This window comes from Oceanospirillum sediminis (assembly GCF_014164585.1).
GTDB lineage: Bacteria > Pseudomonadota > Gammaproteobacteria > Pseudomonadales > Halomonadaceae > Oceanospirillum > Oceanospirillum sediminis.
In genome coordinates, this window is sequence record NZ_JACJFM010000256.1 from 1 (window position 1) to 344 (window position 344).

Sequence of the window (344 nt, forward strand, 5' to 3'; positions counted from 1 at the left end):
CGCCAGTTCACCGTCCAATCAGAGACGTCCAACTACGTGCTGGCGGTCGACGGTTACTCTGGTAACGCCGGCAACGGTTTCCTGGAGGGAGCACTGGAACTGTTTGGTGAAAACCGCACGATGACCATTCACAACGGCATGATGTTCAGCACCTACGACAGAGACAACGACAACTGGACCCCCGGTGATCCCTCCAAACAGTGCGCCAGGGAGGACGGTGGCGGCTGGTGGTACAACCGCTGCCACTCGGCCAATCCCAACGGCCGATACTACATGGGCGGAGCCTACACGAGTCACATGGCCAAGCACGGCACGGACGACGGCATGGTGTGGATGAACTGGAA

1 protein-coding gene is annotated in these 344 nt (G+C 59.3%); it reads left to right on the forward strand.

Annotated elements, in window-relative coordinates:
- A partial coding sequence (locus H4O21_RS24805; RefSeq protein ID WP_182812627.1) for a fibrinogen-related protein occupies positions 1-344 on the forward strand: 344 nt, incomplete at both ends.